7 protein-coding genes are annotated in these 23,252 nt (G+C 33.3%); all 7 read right to left on the reverse strand.

The features are described from left to right. A complete protein-coding gene (locus ABS764_RS12160) occupies window positions 1–1,428 on the reverse strand; it encodes a glycosyl hydrolase family 28 protein (protein WP_408082071.1) in 1,428 nt (475 codons plus the stop codon). Window positions 1,429–1,445: 17 nt separating this feature from the next. After that, the gene (locus tag ABS764_RS12165) at window positions 1,446–4,235 is read right to left on the reverse strand and encodes a heparinase II/III domain-containing protein (protein WP_408082072.1); all 2,790 of its coding nucleotides are present in this window, start codon (window positions 4,233–4,235) and stop codon (window positions 1,446–1,448) included. A 434-nt stretch (window positions 4,236–4,669) separates the two neighbouring features. Beyond that, complete coding sequence (locus tag ABS764_RS12170; RefSeq protein WP_408082073.1) at window positions 4,670–11,284, reverse strand: cellulose binding domain-containing protein; 6,615 nt, start codon at window positions 11,282–11,284, stop codon at window positions 4,670–4,672. 754 nt (window positions 11,285–12,038) lie between these two features. After that, window positions 12,039–13,088, reverse strand: coding sequence for an IPT/TIG domain-containing protein (locus ABS764_RS12175; protein WP_408082074.1), 1,050 nt, complete (start codon window positions 13,086–13,088; stop codon window positions 12,039–12,041). A gap of 82 nt (window positions 13,089–13,170) precedes the next feature. Continuing rightward, window positions 13,171–14,946: a RagB/SusD family nutrient uptake outer membrane protein gene (locus tag ABS764_RS12180; protein WP_408082075.1), complete on the reverse strand. Its 1,776-nt coding sequence runs from the start codon at window positions 14,944–14,946 to the stop codon at window positions 13,171–13,173. A 32-nt stretch (window positions 14,947–14,978) separates the two neighbouring features. After that, a complete protein-coding gene (locus ABS764_RS12185; protein WP_408082076.1) occupies window positions 14,979–18,242 on the reverse strand; it encodes a SusC/RagA family TonB-linked outer membrane protein in 3,264 nt (1,087 codons plus the stop codon). 451 nt (window positions 18,243–18,693) lie between these two features. After that, window positions 18,694–22,884 carry a two-component regulator propeller domain-containing protein gene (locus tag ABS764_RS12190; protein WP_408082077.1) on the reverse strand — a complete coding sequence of 1,397 codons (4,191 nt, stop codon included), beginning with the start codon at window positions 22,882–22,884 and terminating at the stop codon, window positions 18,694–18,696. Window positions 22,885–23,252 lie beyond the last annotated feature (368 nt).

Consider the following 23,252-nt stretch of genomic DNA (forward strand, 5'->3'; position numbering starts at 1 on the left):
TTAATTCATTTTAAAAGTTATTCCTTCAACATGTTCTCCTACAAAAATGTTGGCCATATCAGAAGTCTTATACCATTTGGGTTTCCCTATCATATCATCAGAAATTAAAAGACCGTTTATTTTTAAGTTTTCAAAACTGATACTTTTTATTTTTCTGTTTTCGTTATAACCGGCAATTATTGAAGTATTTGCATTCTTTCCCTTGTATTCAATATTGCGAAAGACTACATTTTCTATTCCTAAACCGGGTGCTGTACAATACTTCGCATTATAAAACACTCTCAAATTAAGCAATTGTCCTTCTCTGAAATCTTCTACTCTGATATTCTCAAAAAGCACATTTTTAGCCAGATTATTATCTCCAACATTAATACTCAAACAACCCTGATAATCGAGTTGTTTTTCTTTATGATCTAAAATATCAATATTTTGATATTTTAGATTTTCTAATACATCCGGCTTTTCACTATTACCATGTGTCCCAATTAAAATAGGGTGTCCAACATCAGCCCAAAGGGTAGCATTTTTCATGGTTATATTTTTAGCTCCTCCTTTAAACTCTTTACGAGTACCATATACCGTTGTACAATCGTCAGAAGAACGAATGAAAACCCCATCAAACAAAACATTATTAGCAGCCATCACATTCATCCCGTCGCCCCAACCAAAAAAACTGATTGTTTTTACATTTTGAATAGTTACCTGATCCGATTCGCCTGTTAAGCATTGTGAAGCGAAAATATCCTGAACAGTGATGTTTTTAGAAAATGCTATTTTAATGCCCAGTCTGACTTCCTGATCAACTATTCCTCTGCCGCAAACTTTCACATTTTGAACATTGTCAATAAGTATTTGCCCTTTTACTACAGCACCTCCTGCCAAATAAAGGGTTTTATTAGAAGGTACTTTTAAGATTTGATTCGGAATTTCATGAATTCCGGGACCAAAATAAATTACATTTTTATCTTTAGGATTAGGTAGATTTTTTTCAATTGGGTTAGCAAATAAATGCAGATTATGAAAAATATCATCATTGATTTCTACCGATAGATTCGCAGGATTTGTTAAAGTAAAATATAGCGTATTCTTATTTATTTGAATTTTTATTTCTTTAGATAAAGGTCTTACTCTGGCTGTATTAATATTACCTTTATTAGAAGTAACCGCTACTTCAACAGTTCCTGAAAAATCAAAAGAAGCCATAGAGGCATTTTGTACTGAATGTCCGGTTCCAATTATCTGATCTACTTTTACATTATACTCAAACAACTCTTTCCAATCGCCTCCCGGTTTTCTAACCTTTACTGAAAAATCCTTATTATGCATCGTGTTTATAATATCCTGAGACGGATTATAAACTACTAAATCCTGAGCTGACATTTTCAAACTCAACACCAAAACAAATGTTATTGCTATTATTTTTTTCACGTTCTTTAATTTATTCTTTAATTAATTTCAATTTTTATTATCTGATAAGTCAATACAGGTAGTTTAAAACTTAACGTATTTTCATTTTTGTTATACATCCCTGTATACTTTGTTCCGGCTGCATCTGTTAGAATTCCTTTTTTTATTTTTCCTTCTACTGAAACTGTCAAAACCGATGTCTTTTCAGTACTGAAATACATTGTTCCATTTTCGCTTTTAAATACGGCTGAGGCAACTTCATTACCCAAATCAAGCGTATAATTCCCATTGGAAATGTTTATTCCATTACCTAAAAAGAGTGTAAAACCATCCACTTTTTTACTGATTATTCCATAAGTTCCTGTAACTGAAAATGAATTAAAATTCATTTTTTTATCGGTAGTTGTATTCGAAAAAATAAAATCTTCTCTTCCCGATTTATTATTCACATGAACTCCAACAAACTCATTGTTTCCAAAATAATCCACTGATTGAATATTCGTTTCATTATTTAAAGCCGGTTCGTAAACAGCAACAAAGGGTCGGTTCCAGGCTTCACCATTTTGTCTCACTACCAATGTAGGTATCGGATTCTTATTGATGTCATCCGGCAATAGACCATGAGACAAGGCAGTGGATTTTGGCGAAAGCACTGAGAATACCTCCCGGTCTTCCTGCCCTTGAACCCAAAGGTTCATATTTACTGTTTTGTCCTGAAGTTTTAAATTGAATCTCCCTTTAAAATCCTGTGTAGTTTCCATTGATTTTTTGTCCCACATATAATCGTAAGCCATCAAATCACCATCACCAAAAGCCAATTTTGTAGTAGGTTTTAAATCTAATGGAGTCCCATTTGTTGCTGTTAATTCTAAATTTTGTCCCAGATTATGGAAGAAGTATTCATTCTTTATGTTATTACCGTCTTTCTGATTGGAACGAAAAATATCAATATAATAACCCTCTTCTTCATTATCTTTTACAATTCCAATAACTCTGCGTTGATCACTATAAGTTTCAGGCTCTAAAAAAGAAACATCAGAAAAAGTAATTCCAGAAGCTATTCCTGAAGTAACCCCACTTTTAGGATAAGCTGCATTTAAGCTAAAAGCGTGATTACTTTTCATCTCAGGATATTTGGATTTTCCATTTACAATTACGGTATTGTGTGCTGGAAACTGAGTGTAATATTCGGCATATTCAATCGAAAAATAGCTGGACCCATGACCCATTTCAGGAGCTAATGGTAAACCTTTTCCATATAATTCCATCGCAATTCCGTTAGAATGCATGTGATTTCCTAAGGAACCTATTTGACTAATCATTAAAGCCGAATCGCCTTCGCCCTGACGTTGTACCAGCCAACTTGCATGAGGTACATGAAATAAGGGTGTTGTAAAATCAGTGAGTCGAGCCGCTTTTATTTTAGTATCAAATTGTAGTGGTTTTTCAGCAAAAAGATCCTGAATAGTTTTCCCAATAAACTTTCCTTCTCTTGCTTCATCGCTATAAATCGTTTGATACATTTTGGTAAAATACTCCTCATCGTCTTTTTTACCATATTTCTGAGCATTTTCAATCAGGTAAACAATAGGTTCTTTGCGCAGTTTGTTATAATGACCGTCACCAAAAGAAACCATATATTTATTTGGATACAGGTATTGCGCACTTGACTTTACGGCTTGTTTTAATATTGGCATTTCTTTTAACAAATCGATATCAAAATTACGGTCGTAAAACTCAGCAAACGAAATGAAATCGCTCAAAACATTCATCGAATATCCCGGGCTTTCGTTCCAAACTCCGGTTTTTTTATCATAACCATAATCCATTAATTTATTCATAGACCATTGTCTGGTTGAAGTTTGATTCATGATTTGATCCAGGTAATATTGGGCTCCTTTTCCGTTTTTGTATGCCGAATTATTTTCTAAAACCAAAGCAATATGCGAAATATGAGCTGCTTCTAACAAATTCCAATTGTTAAAACTTACTCCGTTTTTAATTTGTAAGTCGGCCCATTTTTGCAAAGTAGCATTATAAATCGCTAAACTTTCCGGATTTTTATCACGAATGAAATCATGTAAGAAATCATAACATTGTGTTATTTCATTTAAAATATGATCCTGAATAACTTCAAACTGAATGTAGCTTACCAAAGTTTGATGGTGGCCATGACTTAAATCAATAGGTTCATTCAAATAGTAAACCCCTTTTAAATATGTATCCAGAACATCGTATGCTAAATTTGCATATTCTTCCTTTCCGGTGTACCAATACAGAAATGCAGCATCTCTGGCAATACTTAAAATTTGTCTGTTAATAGCATTTGTAATACCACTTGTAGCAGCTATTGGTCCCCATTCCCAAACATTAGTAGTACTATTTTGAAGATACAAACCTCTCGGATCATCCATATAAGGCTTAACATCTTCTAATTTTGGGGTTTTATAACTGGATGGTGTACCACGTCCGCCAATAAACTTTACAGTAGGAACCGGAGCTTCTCCATCAGCATGGTCGTATTTCCCTCCATTGATGTAAACCTGTGTTGATTTGGTTTTCCAATACATCTGCAATCGGGAAACTAACCAGGTTTTATCTGTTTTATAATGGTCAATATAGGGTGCAATATTATTTTGAGTTTTTGTAATAATGGCTGCAGCCCAATCTTCTTTTAGTACCAGTTCTTTTAGCTGATTCAAAGACATATCTTTCCCAAAAACGCGCGGATGTTGTGTTCCTATATTCTTTGGAACAGGTAATCCCTGCGCATTTACAGCATTCATTGAAAGCAACAGAAAAAACAACGACAGAATTTTAATTCGCATAGTAATTATTTTATATTCAAGTAAGTTATAAAAATTTGATTAAAGGTTGCTGAAAACCACCCAGCAACCTTACTACACACTAATCAAACTAATTACAAACTAACCAAAATTTGTATTTTACACCACGTTCTATATACCTTAAGGAATACGTCAAAAATGGATTTATTGTTATTTTTTTAAAAACTCATTAACACGTTTAGAAAGACTGAAAGTTCAGATCTAAACTTTTTCAATATTACTAAGAATAGGGCTTTTTAAAGATAACTTATCATTCATTTACTATAAATTATAACCCAAAAACAATCGAAACCCCTCGAGATCATTGACTATTTTTATTTAACACTTAAAAATCAATAATTTTTTTAAAGCATGAAGATTTTAATTTATTTTATAAATAACAAAGCCGACAAGAGTCGGCTTTAAAATTAATTGATTTATTTTTTAATAACCTTTTTCACAATACTGTCACTTCCATTTGTAATATACAATGAATATAAACCTGAAGGTAATCCTTGTAAAGACATATATCCTAAAACATTAGTCAAAGCTTGTGTTTTTACCTTTATTCCTAAAAAATTATATAGGTCAAGTTTTGCATTCGTATGTATTTTATTCACTTTTACATTTAATATATCTATAACAGGATTAGGAAAAAGCATAACGCTTTCTGCTTTTTCTTCATTATTATCAATTGTAATGTCTTTTAATTGCTTTTCTGTTGAAGTTTTGCTACTAGTTGTAATCAATGGTTCTGTTCCATAGATTAATTGACCTTGATAATATATTGTCACTTTATCATTCAATGCCATTGTTGTGTTATTTTTATATGAATAATCATCTGATTGATCAAAATTTGACCAATCTGTTTTGGTAATTCTATATTGAATATTAGCTGTACTGCTTGAAGGATAAAAAGTCCCCAAACTGGCTTTCAATCCTAATTCTAAGTAGGTATTAGCCCCATTTTGAATAGGATTCAATACAACAAATCCAGATTCTATATTCGAATTACCTAAAGCAGAATAATCTAAATAGTAATTTAAATTCGCTGTACCTTCTTTGGTAAACCAGTATCTCACTTTTAAATCTCCATAAGCAACCGGAACATTACCTTCGTTATTAATTTTTAAATAGGTACTTATAGTATTTGTTGAAGCATTTGATTTTGTTTCAGTATATGCTTTTAGTTTTACTACTGCAGGTATAACGTCAGGCTCAATCCCCAAAACTAATTGTCCATTACGATACATTGTAATACGCTCATTAAAACCATTAATATTAGAATAAGAATAATCATTATTTTCATTCTGATTAAACCAATTATTAGTAGCAAATCTGGACTGTATTTGACCCGAATTATCGCCAGCTAATAAATTTCCGGCAGTCGTTTCAAAACTATACTCTACATAACCAAAAGCACCGTTTCTTGGTTCAGGTAAAGCTATATATTTCATTTTCACTTTGCTATTGCCTATTTGAGCATAGTCAACCCAGGTATTAATACTCGTGTAATTTTCAGGAGTTATCCAATAACGAAGAGTCAATTCATCATAAGGTATAGCAAGAGCACCTTCGTTATAAATAGTTAAATTAGGTTTAATTTGATTGTTTGTCAAATTATTATCTCCATCTTGGTATTTCACTTTCAAAGTAGCAGTAACTGTTAAAGTCTGACTAACATCGGCTGCCTGATTATAAGTTTCATCTCCCGATTGAGAAGCAGTTACACTGGTAATTCCAGTACCTACAATATGGATTTTACCATTTACAATTGTAGCAACTTCCGAATTAGAACTTGTATAATTTACTGTCAATCCTGAACTAGCTATTGCGGGAGAATAATCAGCATCACCCATCTCTTTTTGAGCAACAGCAGCCAATGATATCGTTTGATTTAATTTAGCGCTTTGAGCTATCTCTAAATCACTTAATGCTCTGCTGTAAATTTTAAATTCATCAATTGCTCCTTTAAACATAGGATCATTCCATTGAGATTTACCTAAATAATTTAGATTAGTACTTCCTATTGTTGCAGGTTTTATAGTAATTCCAGTGCTATTGGCTACTGAAATTCCATTAATATATAAACGACAAGTATTGCCTGACTGAGTTACAGCAAAATGTGTCCATGTATTAATCGGCGTAGTAAAATTATGAGTAATTCCCTGCTCACTACCTCCATTTTTAATTGCATAACGAATAGAACCAGCACTTCCTGTTTGAACTGATAAGAACATATATTTTGCTGTTCCTGTCCCGAAGTCAAATACTCGCATCCAGTTGGCCAAAGCATCCATTTTAACCCAAGCCGAAATTGTAAAATCATTCAATGTACTTACTATAGCAGTTGGAAGGGTAGCATAAGAGTTCGCAGTACCATCCAATTTAAGTGCTTCTTCATATTTACCTGTACTACGACTTGCAGTACTTGCCAATATTCCGTGATTCGCTCCCCAACTATCAATACATTTTGTACCGCTTAGCTCATCAAATTTTAGATAGGAAACTTGCCCTAAATTTGGTGTAGCAAGAACTTCTGTACTATTTGGTTTTTCTCCAATAGCATCAACAGCAGAAACTACATAATAATAAATACTGCCGTTATTGACAGCTGTATCTGTATATGCTGTTCCTACAGTAGTCCCAATAGTAGTGTAAGGTCCTCCCGAAGTAGTTGAACGTTTAATATTGTAGCTAAAATCCTGAATAGGATTCCATTCTATAGTATTTTTAGCATCCCCTGACGCCACAATAACACCATTTACAGTTGTACTTTGTACTGTTAACTTAAAGGTAACTGTAGCAGTAGTGTTCTCATTTGAAGCTGTTAGAATAATAGAAAAAATACCTGACTCTGTTGGAATTCCTGAAATCACACCAGTAGTTGTTTCAATATTTAATCCCATAGGAAGTCCCGTAGCAGTAAAACTGTTAGGTGATTTAATTCCTGTAATAGTATAATTAAATGGTTGCCCTATTAATGTAATATCTTCAGTAGTACTAGTAATAACAACAGGCACAATTCGATCATCCAATAATTGAATGTCATTACCAGTACCCCCTTTATAAGTAATTCGAAAATCATATCCATTAATACTTATCAAAGTCATTTCTGGCAAATCCTTAAATATTCCTACTACATCATCAGAACCAGAGTTCTCTAAAATGGTGTATGTTGTTCCCAAAGGCAACTCTCCTGCAACAAGGTTATTTAACACCAAATTGGCTTGATTTAATGTAATATTAGCAGCAATTACTTTGTCACAACTAACAGCTGAATTATTCACATCAACTTTATAAGTAGCATTAGGATTAAGTGTAACAAGTCCTGTTGTTGTGAAAGTCCCGATTGTTCCGTCAATTCCAGGTGCTAATATGGTGTTAGCTCCAATAGTTACAGAATTTGTACTTCTCCCGTTTCCGCCAAATGTTCCGTTTTGAGTAATAATGGGACTGTTGTAAGTACCCGTTGAACCATTGTTATTCAACAAAAATGTTCCATTTAATATTGTAGTTGCTCCGCCAAAAGTGCTATTTCCAGAAAAAATTAAAATTCCTGTTCCTACTTTTTCTACGGACAATGTTCCGGCAGCATTAGCTATTGTACCACTAAAATTTGTATTCGTATTCAGTGCTCCAATTCTAATAACAGGTGTTCCCGCTACATTACAACGAATTCCTCCCCTTCCTGCAAGAGAACCAAACTCCAGTACTCCTGACCCAAACATAATTCTATGACAATCAGCACCCTGAGCATCTAAAAGCCAAGCCGCATTAGCACTTCCTGATTCAGGAACCATAAATGCCATACGATGATTTCCACTACGTAATTTTGTTATGAATGTTCCAGTGAAACTACTATTATTAGCATAAAGACTAATATTAGCATAATTATCAGAGCCATCATTGTAAATTGTACCATTACCCAAAAGTTTGCCATACAAATTCAAATTCCCTTGACGCTCATAAAAATAGCCTGAATTTCCTGCAGTTACTTCAATATCATTATAAAGTGTAGCTGCAGCTGTAGTTGAACCAGTATATAAAGCACCTCCTTCTAATATAATCTTTCCAGTACCTAAAGGACCTGAAGTTGGAACTCCAGATACACCAGTTCCAATACCTAACACTTGAATTCCATCTGTAGAACCCCAAACATATCCTCTTGTTCCACGAATAATAGTATTACCAGAATAAGTATTTGTTCCTGACATTATAAGCGCTGAAGTACCTGTTTTAAGTAAACTACCTGTCCCGCTTACCACACCATTAAGCTCAATACTACTGTTTTTTGAATTTACATTCAACTGATTGTCAATAACAATAGGTAAACTTAGTGTTTGATTTTGGACTGAATTATTGATTAAATCACTTTTCAAGTTGATACTGTTTCCTTCAATATTATAGTTTACAGCATCGTCAGCAAACATAATTCTTGAAACATCTAAAGCTGTTATATCATTGTTTATCACATTTGTTTCCGTATTCTTAAAAGTCAAAATAGCTGGACTTGTAGGAACAACATTTTCTACCCAATTATTTGGAACATTAAAGGTATTGGTTGATGGAGTATTATTCCAAATTAAGCTACTTGTCCCTGGGTTACCAAATACCTCTGATGAAATTGCGCTTTCTAGAGTAGTTCCTTTTGAACTAATTACATAATAATAAGGAGTACCATTAGTAACATTATTATCCGTATAGGCTGGTATTGATACAGAAGCAATTTCTGTGTAAGGACCTCCGCTAGTTGTAGCACGCTTGATATTGTATACTGATGCCCCATCAGCACTATCCCAAGTTAAATTAACATTCCCATTATTATTTACAGCAGCTAAATTAGAGGGAACCGCAGGAGCAATTGCTCCAGAAACTTCATTGGATATTGTACTTTCATTTTCACCTATCCAAGCTGTTACTACATAATAATTATTAACCTCATAAGCTGGTGATGGATCAATAAATGAAGTACCTGTAATATCAGCTTGAATGTTTGTATAGGGACCTCCTGAAGTCAATGAACGCTTGACAACATAGCTCGTAGCATTAGTAGTGGCAGTCCATGAAAGTTTAATCATAGAATTAACAGAACTTACCGATAAATTGTTAACAGCAACTGGAGTCTGATTACTTAGAACATTAATAACAAGTGCTGCTTTACCAGTTCCACTAGTATTTGTTGCTTCTAAAAGGACTATATTTTGACCAACAGTAGTAGGTGTTCCAGAAATAATACCCGTAGTTGAATCAATACTTAACCCATTAGGTAAAGCTGTTGCAGCATAAGAAGTGGGAGAATTAATAGCCGTAACATTAAAATTAAAAGAGGTTTCTAAAGTAGCTGTTGCTGAGGTCACACTATTTATTTCAGGAGACCCCACAGCATAAGTATTATTGAGAGCCACATTACTAAATGTAGCTGTATTTAAAGCCGAAGTATTTCTTGATGCTGTATAAAAACCTATATAAGCATCTGTTGGAAGTGAAATAATCGATAAAGCAATATTTGTCCATATATTTCCATCTGCTGAATGATATACAAATACTCTGTTTCCAACTCTTTCTAATTTAAGCCACCAAGATGAACTGGTACTATAATGTGTGTAAGCACCACTTGATGCCGTAGCTCCTGAACTACTTACATTTATAGTATTTGATGGATTGAAATTAATCGACACATATTTTGAATTAGTTGACAGCGACTCCCGAATCATTAATCCAGACACCGCATTACTAATAGAATTATTTTCAATTTTAGCAATAATGGCAGCATCTCCTTTTATAGATTTAAAAGTAAAGTTATTGGAATTAGCTGCTGATGAACCTGCCCCCTTTGCTGTCCAAATTCCTGCATTAGAAGTAACACTTCCTTTGATACCAGTAACACCAATGTCAGTATTACTAAAGTAATTTGTTGGCACAGCGTTTTCAGATGGATAAACAATTGGAGTCATTGCGGTCGCTGTAGAATTATCCGATGATTTTAAGTATAAAAATGACCATGCACCTTCACCAACTAATGTTCGCATTTGATCTGTATACGGAGTTGGAATTCCTTTACGTAGTGAATAGGCAGCTTGTATAACGTTATTGAATGGGTGTTGTTTGCGGGATCCTGTACTTATTCCCCAGCCATTGGTCCAATACACTGAATAACCACCATAAGGAGTAAACGTTAATCCGCTGGGATCTATAGCATAATGATTGTATAACTCTCCTATAGCCAGCATACGATTATCAAGTTCAGCAAACATATCCACACCTTGTTTATAGGCAACCTCAGCATCCCAAGCCAATGCCCAGGCCTGTCCAAACCAGTGATCATCTCTGCCTGTATCTCCTAATTGACCCGATGGCAAACTATTTCGTAAAGTTGCCCCCGCTTCCATTCTATATGATTCAATTGCTTGATTCCACTTTACTTCATCGTCTAAAAAAGCTGCAATCCCTAAAGCAATTTGGATTTGGATAGCTCCTTTATTGCAATCCCTGAGTGGATTTGGCACCCAAGATGCCGGATAGAGTACATTTTCAAAATAATTATTAACATGAGTAGTATTAGCAGCTGTCCATCCGGGATAGGTACTCTTTAAAATATCAGCAGCTGTTATAAAATAAGGTGCATAATCTCCAATATCAAGCATGTTCTCTCCACCACCCCAAACAGTATTTGTAGTAGCCCAAGCATCTAAAATTTGAGTAGCTTTAGCGGCATAAGCTTCATCATCTGTAAAAACATACATAAAAGTTAAGTTATGGATAGCAATCATATCTGTTTTCCATGCACCATTGTTTAAATCCGGTGCCCGGGTTACTGTCGCAAAAGGACCTCTCATTGTGTAAGAAAGCTGCGATCTATAATCATTTTTTAAAGCATTATAGCCCGAAAGCCAAGGCTCTTGGGATATATTTGTTTTCAACTGATCTAAATCAGATTGGGTAAAAGGAATCCCTGGATGGACAAATGTCTTTTGTGCTATTATGGATGGATTAAATCCAAAGAATAGCAACAAAATTCCAAGTAATAGAATTGGATTAAGTTTTCTCATGGTTTTAAAAAATTATAATTTGTGGTTTATTAATAGTGAATTCTATATATTTTTAAAATAATACAATAGATAAGAGATATTTTACTTTTTATACCCTAGTAAAGAGAATTTATGGACTTGATACTTTGTTCTTGAAATAAATTAAAAAGTGGTCTGTTCTTAAACAGATTTTAATATCTAGTCAGTATTTTAAAACTATTAAAAAAGACAATGATACTATTCATTAAAAAAATAAATAGTAATTAAAGTAGTTGTTTTTGCATATTGTTAAAGGTAAAACGCGGTTAATAATTAACTAAAATGAGACTATTGAGTTATTTTAAAACCCAATAGTCTTACTATTATCAAATTATTTCAAAGTATAAATTAAAGTACAATCACATATCCCAATTAGCTCAATAATGAGAAAAACAAGCAGCATTGTGTCTTTCTAAAAAATCCTGACTATTTGGTAAAATCAACGGTTCAGTATTGGCATCCACTCTACTTTTTATCCGATTAAAATCGGCTTGAGTATGTAATAACCGTGGATGTAAAATGTCTTGTTACGGTTAATTGGGATAGGAGTAATGCGGAGGTACTACAGCTGGCGGGTGTGTTTTTGGATTATCTTCATCCAAAGAATTACTACCGCATAAGACTTAATATCATTATAGTTTTAATAAAAATTAAAAAAAATCATGATGCTATTTTTCATTTAATTAAAATCCAACCTACCTTATTAACCTGATAGGTTGGATAAATTCTAGAGATTCTATTCTTTTTTACCATAAAATTCTATTTCAGCTACATTATTACCATTTCCAGCAGTATCATTGAAATAATAAATGTAACGGTAACTAGTTGAAGTGTCTGAAATTACTAGTTGATTCCATGCATACAATGGTAATACTGAAATTGTAGCTAAAAGAGTTCCTCCATTAGTTCCCACCTTAGTAGGATCATTTGTACCATAAATTTTAGCATTTAACATTCGAGAAGCAAAAGTTGCTCTAGGATAAAAACGAACTGCTTTTAGTTTTGCCTTAACAGTTGCTCCAAAATCATATCCCAAATAGTAAGTTGTCCCTGCCGCTCCATCAACAAACGTTGAAGTGTTTCCATCAAATGCTGCAGCAATTGTAGCATTAGCATTATTGTTCCAAGATCCAGGCGTACCAATGATAGTAGCTGTTATCTTTTCAGCATCTACAAGAAAAAATCCGGCATCAATTTTTTGTAAACCAACATATACATTCATAGTACCAGTAATACCGCCTACTGGAATTTTTGCTTGAATTTGGGTATCAGTAACGGAGATAACTTCTCCATATACTCCACCAAAAGCTACTTTTATATCATTTTTTACGGTTCCAAAATTCTTCCCAACTATAGTAACTAAGTCTCCCTCTAGACCTAATAATGGTGAAACACTAGTAACTTGTCCTCCGGTTATAAAAGTAAAATCGCTTGATAATAATGGTTTAGTATATTTCCAAACCTTTACCGTTATTTGACCTGTACTTTGAGTATTATCAGGAACGGTAACAATAATTTTATCATCTACAACACTCACTATATTTGCCTGAGGTACAGCTATACCATTAAAATAAACAGTTACAGCTGGTTTTAATGTTCCAAAATTAGAACCATTAATTGTCAATTCTTGTGTAGGTCTGGCAGTTACGGGTGAGAAATCTGTTACTGAAAACTCTGGATACTCATAAATTTTAAAATTGGCATCTTCTTCCTGACAACCTGTAAAAGTAATCAGAGTCCCAATTAACATCATCAATTTGATGCTAAATTTTAATACTATTTTCATAATTAAAAAAAATTAAGTTGGATAATTATATTTTTTAGAATTGGCAAGTTTACCCAATAGTAAACTTGCCAATTTCATATTGTTAGTTATAGCCTGGGTTTTGTTTCAGAGCAGGATTTAAATCTCTTTGTTTTTGAGGTAAAGGCCATAAATAGTTTTTCTTTGAAAAATTACGGTTTAGTTTACTGTCGATAACCACACATTTTAAAGGTCCTTTAGCTGTTTGAACAATTTCTTCTCCCCAAACATAAGCTGACGGATTATAAGCAGCAGTTGCAGCACCTGTTCCGTCTCTGTATGCTGTAGTGTAAGAAGCATCACCTACTACCTGACCACAAGTAGATTGATTTAACTCTGCTTCGGCTATACCCCAACGTTTCAAATCATCATACCGAAATCCTTCTTTATACAACTCTAAAGTTCTTTCTCTTCTAATTTCAGTTAACATATCTAAACTATTAGCTGCAACCAAGGCATTAGTTAAATTGGCAACACCTGCTCTTGCTCTAATTTTATTAATTGATAGATTTAAATCAGCATCTGAAATTGTTCCATTTTTTTCAAACAAAGCTTCTGCATACATTAAATACACTTCTGCCAACCGGATAATAGGATAATTAGGTGACTCTTGATTTGCATTTCTATAGATTCCATATTGATACGAAACAAATTTTCTATTTCCATACCCCGCCACTCCATTAGTGATAGGTGCTGTAGTAGGAGTAACGCCTATATAGCCTAAAATTCTCAAATCTCTATTTTTATATTCATCCCCTATTGCATGATATCCTTGAAACAATGGAGATTTAGAAGCTGGTAAACCATCGGTGCACAAGAACATATCCATCATTTTTCTGCTTGATCCTGAGTTTTGAGATGTTAGGGATAAATTTTGATTTCCTGTTCTCAAAACAACATCATATACACCATAAAGAATAAATTCCTTGTTAGTCGCTTTGGTAAATCCTCCAGGATTACTTCCTGCATCTTCTAAGTTGAATAAATAATAATAACTCTGATTTGCAATAGAGGTATTACTGTTATAATTCCACAACTCATACCCTCCATTATCCATGATATCTTTACATTGATTGACAGCATCAGTTAAAAAAGTATCAATCTGATCTGAAGCAGGACCTGTAGAACCTTCAAAATCAGTTGAAGTCCCATTGTATTTTCGCCAAGTCGCTTCGTACAATTCTACCTCTGCTTTTAAGGCTTTGGCAGCCCATTTACTAATACGTCCCTTATCTGCACCAGGAATAGATTGTTCTGTTGGCAGATTCGCTATAGCATTATCTAGATCCGATAAAATTAAATCCACCACTTCATAACGACTATTACGTGGTCCGAATAATTCTGGTGAATTAACCTCAAGTACTCCTGTTACAATAGGAACACCACCAAAAGTTTTTAACAAGCTGTAATAAGCATTTGCTCTAAAAAAATAGGCTTCTGAAACATAAGGTGCAATATCATTAACGTTACCAGGATAGGAATCGACTTTTGACAATAGTATATTGATTTTTCTAATCCATGAATATGGATTATTCCAGCGATTATCATCATTTACTATTTGTATTGTACCACGACCTACATCCGCTTGAAAATTAAAATAATTAGACAAATCAGAAGAAAAATCCATATTATTATAAACTGTATTACCTCCATAAGGTGATCTCCATCCCATCAATTGGCTGTAAAAATCCCCTGTATATGCTTTAAAATCAGATGGCTTTTTAAAATAAACTACATCTGTAAATTGATCTTGAGGATCTAAATCCAAATAGTCATCCTGACATGAGAAAAGCCCTAATGAAAGCCCTCCTATCAAAGTCATATATATAAATCTTTTCATATTATTTCTATTTTACTATTAAATTAATTTGCTTATAAACCTACATTAATACCAAAAGACAGGGTTCTGTAAAAAGGATAACCCACATTTTGAGTAGTCTCTCCCATCTCAGGATCATAACCATCTTTAATTTTAGAGGTTTCCCATAAATCATTTCCTGAAAAATAAAATCTTACTTTTTCTAATCTAATTTTATCTGTAATAGTTTTAGGTAATGTATATCCTATAACCAAAGATTTCAAACGGATATAAGCATTGTTTTCTAACATAAAATCATTGTTTGCATAATTCCATCGGGCTCTATTTGAATTTACTGTCAAACGAGGATATTCGGCATTCGGATTTTCTTCAGTCCAAGTTCGTCCTTCAAAACTAGTAGGTTGATTAGTTGAAAGTACCGCAAAAGGATAGGCTAGAAAACCGGAACGCATAATTTGCTGTTTACCAACTCCTTGAAAAAAAGCATTTAAATCAAATCCTTTATAGTTTCCTCCTAAATTAATTCCGAATGTATAATGTGGATTAGCATCTCCCATGTACTTGAGATCACTTGCATTATTAGTGTTATTACCCCCATTTCCCGTAATAACGCCATCACCATTCAAATCAATTCTCTTAGTATCTCCTGGTCTTAAACCAGAAGCTGATCCTACTGGCACAGGAGATAAATCTGCTCCACCTGCAGCATATTGCGCATAATAAGCATCTACTTCAGCCTGATTTTTAAAATAGCCATCGGTTTGATACAAAAACCAAGAATTTAATGGGTATCCTACTACATTGCTAATTTTTCCTGGCGTATAATTATCTCTTCCTTGCATATCTTTCAAAAGACTACGCGTATCACCTATATTGAAAGACACATTATATGAAAAATCTTTAATTCTGTCTTTCCATGTAATTACTGCTTCCCATCCTTTAACATTCAGTTCTCCATTATTCGTTCTAGGAGCTGCACCACCTAATACTGATGGATAGTCTACATTTACTAACATTCCTTTATTGTCTTTAACAAAATAATCAAATGCCGCAGAAAGTCTTCTATCTAAAAAACCCAGTTCAATACCAATATTCTTTTGAGATACTCTTTCCCATTCTCTATCTCTACTTATTAATCCATTAGCTGCTAAAGAAGAAGATGCTTGCGAAGATGCAGGAAGTCCTAAAATAACTGTACCATTATTAATGGCCGAGATATAGTCATAATTACCAATACCTACATTATTTCCTGATACTCCATAAGTTGCTTTAATTTTTCCAAAATTTACAACTGAACTAATACCTTCTAAAAATTTTTCTTTAGTAAAAACCCAACCTACTAATGCTGATCCAAAATTTTTGAATTTATATCCTGGAGCAAATTTTGAAGAACCATCAATACGCCCTGTTACTTCAGCAAGATATTTTTCATCATAATTATATTGTAATCTGGAAATATAAGCATATTGTCCGTTATGAAATTTACCTCCTCCATTACCTAAACTGGTTGCTGTAGCATCAGCAGCATTCAAATCATAAATTCCCAGATCGGTAAAAAAAGCACGGCTACCGGATAAAGTATTTACTTGCGTATGTTCTGCATTAATTCCTACCATAGCAGCAAAATTATGACGATTATTCAATGTCAAATCGTACCTTAATCTTCCTTCATAATATTGATACAAAGAATTGTAAGTACTACTTTTATAACCTACATTAGAAGCGCTTTGTACAGTACTGGAAAGGTTCTCTACTGATTTGTTACCATACCAATCATACAATTGCACTGGATTTACATATCTTTCATCTCTATACTGTTCATTTTGAAGAGAAGCTATACCTTCAAAATTTAATCCTTTAACAATATTCACAGTAGCTTTCATATCTAATCTGCCTGTTAAAGAATTTTTGTCAAAACGTCCCCCATCTGAAGTAGCTGCAGCTGCATTTCTATTTCCTACATTACCAAAATTAGCATTCCATTGTCCGTAAGGATTTTTAGCTGGAAAGAAAGGCATGTCTTGAGCATAAAGGGAACCGTCCAATCCTACTGAAGGTGCACTAGTAATGGCATTAACAAAACTAATTCCTGTTTCTAACTTTACTCTTTCTGACAGTTTATAATCGTAATTAAAGCGGAAGTTGTATTGCTTTTGTCCATCATAAGCTGTTGCTAAGTTTCCCTGATTGTCAGCAAAAGCAAGAGACAAACGATATCCCATAGTGTCAGTATTATTAGAAATACTTAAATTATGCTGATACGAAACGCGTTGAGCAAACATTTCATCGATTCGATTTCCTTTTCCTATAAAAACATCCCCCCAAAATTGAGTGGTATAAATGCCTTCGTCTCCAGCGGCCATTTTCTCCATATTCTCTTTAGTAGCCCAACCCCACCAATTTGGTATTGCCTCTTCCTTATTTGCGGCTAACCAAAGAGAGGCATACTCTCTTCCTGTTGCTGAATATCCAGTAATCCCATTTACCGTAAAACGAATGTTATTACTATAATCAATTCTTACCTTGCCTTTTCCCTTCTTAGTAGTTACTAAAATAACTCCATTAGCTGCTCTAGCACCGTAAATACCCGCAGCAGCATCTTTCAGTACACTAATACTTTCGATGTCATCTGCATTCATATTCTGGAATGAGTAAAAATTAATTGCAGGAACTCCATCAATAACTACTAAAGGCTCTCCTCCATTTACTGAAGTTGCACCACGTATCTGAAAATTTATACCTTCATTTCCTGGTCTAGAGGAAGATCTGGTAACCAGTAACCCTGGCGTTTGTCCTTGCAGAGCTAAACCTACATTCGTAACAGCACGATCTTCAAAAGCCTTAGAGCTTACTACTTCCACAGCACCAGTTAAAGTAGCTTTTTTCTGAGTACCATATCCTACAACTACTACCTCATTTAATGTAGAAACATCAGCAGCCATAGTCACATTCATGATTGTTTGATTTCCAACTTTAATTTCCTGGCTTTTCATACCTACAGCGCTAAATACTAAAACGGCATTTGATGAAGGCACACTGATAGTATAATTACCGTCGATATCTGTACTCACTCCGCCAGCTACTCCTTTTATATTTACATTCACTCCCGGAATACCCATATTATCCTCGGCAGATAGTACTTTTCCCTTAATTGTAATTTGTTGCTGAGCGGTATTTAAAGAAAATTTTTCGACCAGATTAAATTTCCCATTATTAACAGCAAATGACTGGGAAGAAACACAAACCAGAAAAGATAAAACCAAAGACGGTTTTAGTCTGTTCCATAATTCGGTTTTATTCAAAACATTTATTCTCATAATGAATTGTTTTTTTCGTTATTAATTAATTGATTTAGTTATTAGTTTTTTTATTAGAATTCACGTTTAAATTAGTGAATCGAAATTGGTAATGAAATTTAGTCCTTTTTACATTTAATTATTTTTTTCAGGTTAATAATTTTAATACTCATAATTTTTAATCATTAATTTTATCATAATGACTGGAATAGCATTACAATATTATATATTAAAAAAAAAGCAGTGTATAAGCTATAATCCAAACTGTATAACTTATCGACCATTTCTCTGTTTTCTCTTGTTTTACAAGACTTCCAAGCTTTCAAATCCTATTAACTTTTGAAAAAATAATTTTAAAATCTTTTTTTATATGAAGGATTTTCCAGTAAAACACCTTAAATAAATATTAAAAAAAAGGCTCCGTTTTTGAATTAAAACGGAGCCTTTTTAGCAAAATATTATGTTATTGAATTTATTCTTCAGTAGTTTCATCCAGATTTTTTTGATCCTGAATATACTGTGTAGGGGTTACTTTAAAAACTTCTTTAAAGGTTTTTGTAAAATAAGCTGTAGAATTAAATCCGCAATTTAGTGCCACTTCTTTTATCGAATATTGATTTGTTAACAACATTTCGGAAGCATATTTTAAGCGAATAGTTCGAATAAAATTACTCGGATTTTGTCCTGTCAAAGAATTAATCTTTCTGTAAAATTGCGAACGACCCATTCCCAGACTTCCTAATAGATCATCCAAGGTAAAATCGATATTACTGACATTATCCACTACTACTTTGGTAGCTTTATCCAAAAAGTGTTCATCTAATGAGTTAATCGTAATTTCAGAAGAAGCAACTATCCCTCCAATAGCAGCAAAACGCTCTCTGGATCTTTTTCTGGCTTCAAGCAAATTATCAATTCGGGTTTTAAGTACTGCCATATTAAAAGGTTTAGACAGATAAGCATCAGCTCCGGTTTGATAGCCTCTAATCATATCTTCATCCAGATTTCTGGCTGTTAATAATAAAATAGGAATATGACTGATTTCAAAATCATTTTTAAGCTGTTGACAGAGTTCAAACCCGTCCATCTTTGGCATCATCACATCACTAATAACCATATTTGGCTGGTACCTTCTGATTCTTTCCAAACCTTCTGCTCCATTCGTAGCTTCTTTTACCTGATAAAACTCTTTTAACTCACTCTTAAGATGATTACGAAGCACTTTATTATCTTCTACAATAAGAATCAGTGGTTTATTTTCACTTTCAGAAGTCAGTGAATCCGGTTTCATTTTTTCGTCTGAAATAGCAATTTCATATTCTGCAGATTGAATTGCATTCATTTCTTTTCCTTGTGAATTCCAGCTATCCGACTGCTTTTGTTTTACTACTGCTTTTAAATCAACAGGGAGTATAATCGAAAAAGTAGTTCCTTTTTTATACTGACTTTCAACTGTAATATTTCCTTTATGCAATTCGACTAAGCTCTTAGTATAATTCAACCCAATACCTGTACCTGTTTTACTGGAATCAGCATGAAAAAAACGTTGAAACACTTCCTTCAATTGTTTCTTTTTAAAACCAATACCTGTATCGGAAATCTGAATTCGAATCCCTTTTACCTGATTTGTTGGACTAAAGAACATTTTTTTATATTTCTTTTCTGAAATCATCACTTCGGATAAGGAAAGGGTAATCACCCCTCCATTATCAGTAAACTTTATCGCATTGGACAACAAATTAGCCAGCATCTTTTCTATTTTATCCGGATCAAACTGTCCGTAATACTCTTTCAATGCAGTTTGAAAAACAAAACGGATTTGCTTCTTTTTAGCTAAATCTTCAAAAAGTGAAAAAGTATCTCTGGCAAAAGCGACAATATCTATATTAGAAAGTTCCAAACGGGACTTACCCAAATCCATCTTTCTTAAATCTAATAGTTGGTCTACTAAATATAATAATCGTTTACTACTCTTTTGAATAATCAAGGCTGACTTTTGAACCTCTTCTGCATCATTAAAATGAGATAATATCTTCTCGACCGGATTCAAGATTAAAGTAAGCGGGGTTCTGAATTCATGAGAAACATTGATAAAAAAGCGTAATTTCATCTGATCTAATTCATGTTCTTTCTCTTCATTAATTTTATTGGTATAATAATCAAGTCCAAACCATATTAAAGCAACAAGAAATGTGAGATATAAAATATATGCCCACCATGTTTTCCAAAATGGAGGAAGTACCCTTACCAAAATACTGGTTTTACCTGCATTTTTCCATTGCCCGTCAATGGCTGCCATAACTTCAAAGGCATAAAGCCCCGGAGCCAGATTAGCATAATTAGCAACTCTGTTATTATCCACATTTACAAACTCTTCATCCAAACCACTCATTTTATAGGCATATTTTACACGTTCCGGATTTTGATAATTCAAAGCCACAAATCCAAATGATATATAACCTTCATTATATTTTAATTCAATTTCTTTAACATTTGAAATTGCTTGGTTGTACAGTACTCTTCCGTTTACAGAATCACCAGCATTTATTCGTTTATTAAATATTTTAAGATCTGTAATAATAGGTTTTACTTCATCTGAATTCAACGAAATATCATTAGGATAAAATATATTAAAACCATTAATTCCTCCCACTATGATTCGACCATCAAAAGTCTTCACAATCGATTTACTTTGAAACTCTAAACCCTGTAATCCATCATGGATATTAAAGTTTTTAATATTCTTTGTTCTAGGATTTAGTAGTGATAAACCACTTTTGGTACTTATCCAGATATTCTTATTATTATCTTCCTGTAAGCCTACTACTAAGTTATTTGGAAGGCCGTTTTTAGATGAATACGCCTGTTTTAATTTTAAATCAGTATCTAACTGACACAATCCCATATCAGTAGCCACCCAAATATTGCCATTATAATCTTCAGTTACCTGGTTAACCCGGTTACCCTGGATATTTTTTAATTTTATTTCTTCAAAATTGATATTTTTAGGAATCCTGCTTCCCAAATGATTAAGCTTTACATAACATAATCCTAAAGAGGTTCCTACCCAAAGACGTTGTTTAGAATCTACAAATAAGGAAAAAACAAAATTACTTATTAAACTTTCCGAATTGTTAAGTTGGTTTTTATATTGGTAAAACTTATCTGTTTGAGTATCCAAAAGATTTAATCCGGCTGTAGAAGTACCTACCCAAAGTCTTTTTTGATTGTCCTGAACTGCGCACCAAACTGTATTTTGACCGATAGAAAAAGGATTTTTAATATTGTTTTCATAACGCTTTACCGTTCCGGATTCAGTATCAAATCTGTTAAGTCCACCATCCCAGGTACATACCCATAAGTCATTATTATCTCCGGTAGCCAAGTATAAAATTTTATTAGAACTTAAGGTGTTTGCAGCACCAGGAACCGATTTGAAATGCTTAAAAGTTTCCGTTTTACTGTCAAATAAATCTAAGCCTCCTCCATCAGTACCTATCCAAATACGTTGTTTACTGTCTTCTATCACCGATTGGGCAATTTTAGTACTCAGGCCTTTATTACCACTATTGGGTTTATAAAAATGATGTCCGAAGGATGATTTAAATAAAGCCAGTTTATTAATCCCTTTATTATAACTGGCAATCCAGTAAATTCCGTCTTTATCTTCTAATACATTTGAGGGCTGGTTATTAGGTAACGAAAAAGGATCATCCTGATTTTGCATCAGATGCTGTATAACCCCTTTATTTCTGTCTAATAAATAAAGACCACTTCCGTCAGTAGCTGCCCAGACTGTTCCTTTTTTATCCTGAAATAAATGAAAAACCGGGGTGCTTTGACCTACGGGTGCTATTTTCTTAGTCGTTTTAGTAATTGGATTATACAAATAAAGATGTGACAAGTCGTTGCCAATCCAAAAATAACCCGAATTATCTAAAAGAATTTGTTTTGGTAAATGATCCAGATACTGATTTGCTTCAAAAGCTATGTTAACTCTTTCAAACGTATTGGTCTTAAAATTATACTTATGCAAATTATCCCCTTCAGTCCCAATCCAAACATTTCCCTTTTTATCCTGTATAACACTGGTTACATTATTATTATCAATAGATTTTACATCTTTTGGCTTATGGACATAACGGACAAAATCGAGACTTTTAAATATAGAATAGTCTACCGATTTTAAACTGATTTTTACCAATCCATTTTTAGTTGCCACCCAAAGCAGGTTGTTTTTTCTATCAAATAGCAAACTGTTAATTTCCTCTCTTACACTGAATTCTTTATCATTCTTTTTATAAAGATTTATTCGATGAAATTTTTGGCTTTTTTTATCAAAAACATTCAAACCGTTGCTGGTCCCCACCCATAAAAAGCCTTTGTCATCCTGTGTAATGGCATTAATCCTGTTATTACTTATTGAATGAATATCATTTATAACCGGTCGGTAAATTTCAAATTCATAACCATTGTATTTATTCAAACCATCAATAGTACCAAACCACAAAAATCCATCACTATCCTGAAAAATTTCCACACTGGTACTACTGGAAAGTCCTTTATTAGTATCAAAATTTTCAAATTTCAGATTGGAATATTGCGAGTAACTTAAATGGCTGACTAATAACACCACCACCCAAATGATGATTGTATTTTTCATTAATGGTTAATTTAGTTTGGTTTATCTTGGTATTTTAAGAAGTTTTCAAAATTATAAATTAAAAATTAAAAGCGACTATTTTTCTACTATAGAATTAAATATTCTTAAAATTTTATAACATCTACAATCTGTTAACACTAGTTTCATTGTATACACTCTTAATAATTGATTATGAGAAAGGGATAGTCATAATCAAAAAAATTACAACTAATAAAACGACTCTAACTAATTAGAGTAAAAAAACTTCATCAAAATTTGTCATTTTATTACAACCAATCGCTCCAAATCCTCTACAAAATAGTTCGACATTTGTTCGGTATTGGTAACCGTTTTATATTCATAAAAATACTCATCCATCTATTATTAGG

The sequence above is a fragment of the Flavobacterium plantiphilum genome (assembly GCF_046000495.1).
Lineage (GTDB): Bacteria > Bacteroidota > Bacteroidia > Flavobacteriales > Flavobacteriaceae > Flavobacterium > Flavobacterium plantiphilum.

Bases quoted from the DNA above. Each gene is read 5' to 3' on its own strand.
- ABS764_RS12165 (WP_408082072.1), bottom strand. From the start codon at position 4,235: ATGCGAATTAAAATTCTGTCGTTGTTTTTTCTGTTGCTTTCAATGAAT.
- ABS764_RS12170 (WP_408082073.1), bottom strand. From the start codon at position 11,284: ATGAGAAAACTTAATCCAATTCTATTACTTGGAATTTTGTTGCTATTC.
- ABS764_RS12175 (WP_408082074.1), bottom strand. From the start codon at position 13,088: ATGAAAATAGTATTAAAATTTAGCATCAAATTGATGATGTTAATTGGG.
- ABS764_RS12180 (WP_408082075.1), bottom strand. From the start codon at position 14,946: ATGAAAAGATTTATATATATGACTTTGATAGGAGGGCTTTCATTAGGG.
- ABS764_RS12185 (WP_408082076.1), bottom strand. From the start codon at position 18,242: ATGAGAATAAATGTTTTGAATAAAACCGAATTATGGAACAGACTAAAA.
- ABS764_RS12190 (WP_408082077.1), bottom strand. From the start codon at position 22,884: ATGAAAAATACAATCATCATTTGGGTGGTGGTGTTATTAGTCAGCCAT.